Source organism: Bacteroides finegoldii DSM 17565 (assembly GCF_000156195.1).
Lineage (GTDB): Bacteria > Bacteroidota > Bacteroidia > Bacteroidales > Bacteroidaceae > Bacteroides > Bacteroides finegoldii.
In genome coordinates this window covers 48,610-52,044 of record NZ_GG688325.1, presented here as the reverse complement: position 1 = coordinate 52,044, position 3,435 = coordinate 48,610, and the positions used below count along the sequence as shown (strand labels likewise).

4 protein-coding genes and 1 pseudogene are annotated in these 3,435 nt (G+C 33.1%); all 5 read left to right on the top strand.

Annotated features, from left to right (window positions below):
• A pseudogene (locus BACFIN_RS08420) lies at window positions 1-188 on the top strand (hypothetical protein); the annotation flags it as partial.
• Window positions 189-280: 92 nt separating this feature from the next.
• Window positions 281-1,048: a hypothetical protein gene (locus BACFIN_RS08425; RefSeq protein ID WP_007754204.1), complete on the top strand. Its 768-nt coding sequence runs from the start codon at window positions 281-283 to the stop codon at window positions 1,046-1,048.
• A gap of 42 nt (window positions 1,049-1,090) precedes the next feature.
• Window positions 1,091-1,531 carry a DUF6756 family protein gene (locus tag BACFIN_RS08430; protein ID WP_005642377.1) on the top strand — a complete coding sequence of 147 codons (441 nt, stop codon included), beginning with the start codon at window positions 1,091-1,093 and terminating at the stop codon, window positions 1,529-1,531.
• Window positions 1,532-1,599: 68 nt separating this feature from the next.
• A complete protein-coding gene (locus BACFIN_RS08435; protein ID WP_007754198.1) occupies window positions 1,600-2,055 on the top strand; it encodes a hypothetical protein in 456 nt (151 codons plus the stop codon).
• Window positions 2,056-2,146: 91 nt separating this feature from the next.
• Window positions 2,147-3,223 carry an Imm5 family immunity protein gene (locus BACFIN_RS08440; RefSeq protein ID WP_007754197.1) on the top strand — a complete coding sequence of 359 codons (1,077 nt, stop codon included), beginning with the start codon at window positions 2,147-2,149 and terminating at the stop codon, window positions 3,221-3,223.
• Window positions 3,224-3,435 lie beyond the last annotated feature (212 nt).

The window sequence follows — 3,435 nt, the reverse complement described above, 5'->3', positions numbered from 1 at the left end:
AAGATAGACTACTTATTAAATATTCAACAAAAATGCATGGAGCAGGAATTGTTGTAAAAACAGTTGTTCCTAAATGGGTATTATCCCCACCCAAAGACGGATGGAAACAATTTCCTCCCGACATAAACTGGAAAGGTGCGGAACTTGATACCGCCTATATGGAAAGTATGAATTTGGAAATACCATAATTTGATGAGAATAAAAATAGAATGTTAACAAGGTCGAGGAAACAGCTTAACGCTGTCCCTCACCAAACCATTAATGGTAATTCTGACAAAGTATGAATATAGACGATATTAAAAATATAGACGACTTTCAAGTTTACTGTTGTACGAATAACGAACAACGGTATATCTATTCTGATATAGTGGAGAATGCAACACCGATTGCAGATTGTATAGACTTATTTATCGTTTCAGGCACACGTAGTATGGATAATATCAGCCTATGCACTAAATTGCGTTTTTTATCTATCAATAACTACAAGATAGGTAAAAAAGAACTTAGCAATTTGTTGGATTATAAAGAAAATCTTTCCACGATTACACATTTATATTTGTGGAACACGAAGTTGAATGATTTATCTTTATTGCAACTGTTTCCTAATCTGACGCATCTAATGGTTGCATATATCAGAAAAGAAGATTTTTCATTTGACGGTATTGGTTACACTCCCAAACTACATACACTTTGTATATTGAGTGCAAACAAGATAGCCAATATGGATTTTATACCCAATGATTTGAAGAAACAAATTAAAAATCTATCAATGGTATATACTTCAAGATTACACAGCTTAAAAGGTATTGACGGCTTTATGAACTTGGAAAAGCTATACTTGTCTGCATCAACAACAGAGAGTAAGAAAACAGTAAACTTGACTACTTTGTCCGGATTAGAAACTTTGAGAAAGCTAAAAAATATTGAGCTTAAATATTATAAGTTAGATTTGGAAGATGCCAAGAAAAGACTTTCTTCAAATCCTGCTTTAAGGCTTTTCAAAGTGAATAATATCAATATACCATTAACGAAGCGTGATAACGCCTAACGGCGTTCCCCGCTTAGCCATTATCAACAAAAGCAAAATGTCATGTTTGATTATAAAGAAATAGAGCGAACGGTCAATGATAATCATCTTCCATTTCAGAAAATAGGAGATGTCGATAAAGAGATTTTAATACAAAGGTTATATGACACATTTGTAATCGGGAATCCTCGTGCGTTATGGCTGAGTTTTAAATATGTGCCATATAGTATAGATTGTAATATGGAAGACCCTTATTTTCGTCTATTAGATGTAATTGATAAAAATATCGTTCTCTATTTCTTTATTGATTATTGGAACAAGGATTTTATCATCTATAAAGCAAGAATGTCTGATATACATAGATTTATCGGAGACTGTGAGGGGCTTGATGAATATTATTTGGTAACAGAAGATTTTATGGAACTATATAGTATAACAGACCATGATGATTTGCTTTATATTGATGTGAGAAAAAATGAAATGAGAGTTGATAACAAAGCGTGATAACGCTTACAGCGTTCCCCGCTTAGCCATTAACATCAATATAGTACAGAACAACATCAAATTATATTATGGTATGTAAATTCATAAATTGGATAAAGGATAATTGTTGGATAATAGTAGGTATTTTACTGGCTGGAAATATTATTTACGTCTATTTTTCTGATAAATATTACTTTTATAATTCCCAAAATGTACGTTATACTATTGGCAAGTATAAAGATACCTGTTTTCTGGTAGGAAAAAATCCAAAAATACAATATGATTTTTCTTATGAAGTAAATGGAAATAGCTATAATACTTACACAAGAGCAACTCTTAGCAATTATAATTTTGAGGAAGATAGACTACTTATTAAATATTCAACAAAAATGCATGGAGCAGGAATTGTTGTAAAAACAGTTGTTCCTAAATGGGTATTATCCCCACCCAAAGACGGATGGAAACAATTTCCTCCCGACATAAACTGGAAAGGTGCGGAACTTGATACCGCCTATATGGAAAGTATGAATTTGGAAATACCATAATTTGATGAGAATAAAAATAGAATGTTAACAAGGTCGAGGAAACAGCTTAACGCTGTCCCTCACCAAACCATTAGCGAAAATAGAAACCAGCATGATACAGCAAGTAGAAAAACTGAAAGAAATAATCAATCAAAACAGTATGGGGCATTTGCCTTTGCCCTACCGGGTTGATTTGATGAAACGAATAGGCAATGCACGGATAGTACAAAAAATATTGTGCGAGTGTTGCAAGAAAGCTTGTTCTTGCTTTTCAGAGGAATTTGGTGCGGAAAACCTATTATACAGTGCCTTGTTTGAAATAGACAGTTATCTGTACAAGAATAAGGGCACAATCGAAAGCATATCGGTTTCGGTGGAACGGTTACGTAATTATGCGGAACAATCCATTGAGAGTTGCGAAGATATGGCAGGGTGGGCTATCATCGCTTTAGGGTATGCTATCCAAAATGATGCTGCTTCCATATTGGAAATAGAGGATTATAACGGTGAAGATGATAATACTTTCGACTTTGAAAGTTGGAATGTGGATTTTATATGCTCGATAGCCTATTCGGGCAGCAACCCTTTCGTGGAAATTGGAAATGTGGAGAAACGCAAGGAATATTGGCTGTGGTATGCAAAAATGGTAGGGGAAGTTACTCAAAATCCTAATATTGAGCATTTACTATTGTCTGAATACAGAAGCGCAAGTTCTTCAATTGATATACCCGCACGCAATCAATTTGACGATACTATTGAAGCTCAATTTAAGGATATATTATTTTATATAATGGATTGTAAATCCCAAAAGTTAAAGGAAGGACTTGAATATAATATATTATTTGTTTCATGTGTAGTTGATATGTTTAGCATCACTTCTTCTAAAGGAGATATAATAACATTAAATACAAGAAATACAGATAAAATCTGTAATGCGTTTAGAAATATACGTGAACTAATGTATAATAAAAACTCAAAACAAGGTGCATGGTTTCAAGTTGAAATGTTCTTAAAAAGTAAGGCTCAATATACTCTCAAGTTCAATTATGATAACCTTGAGCAAATTCCTTCTTTTTTTCAGAAACCTGATTGGTTGTTGGAGATGTTTAGGGAATATCCTCGAAGCAAAGAATATACACCTCTCTGGCTAAGAAAAATAGTTGGAAGAAGAAAGCTGTATCTGACTTAGTTTCTATGAGTATATAAAATAATTTCGCTAACAACGCAGGATAACGGACAAGCCGTTCCCTGCTGAACCATTAACATCAATATAGTACAGAACAACATCAAATTATATTATGGTATGTAAATTCATAAATTGGATAAAGGATAATTGTTGGATAATAGTAGGTATTTTACTGGCTGGAAATATTATTTACGTCTATTTTTCTGATAAATATT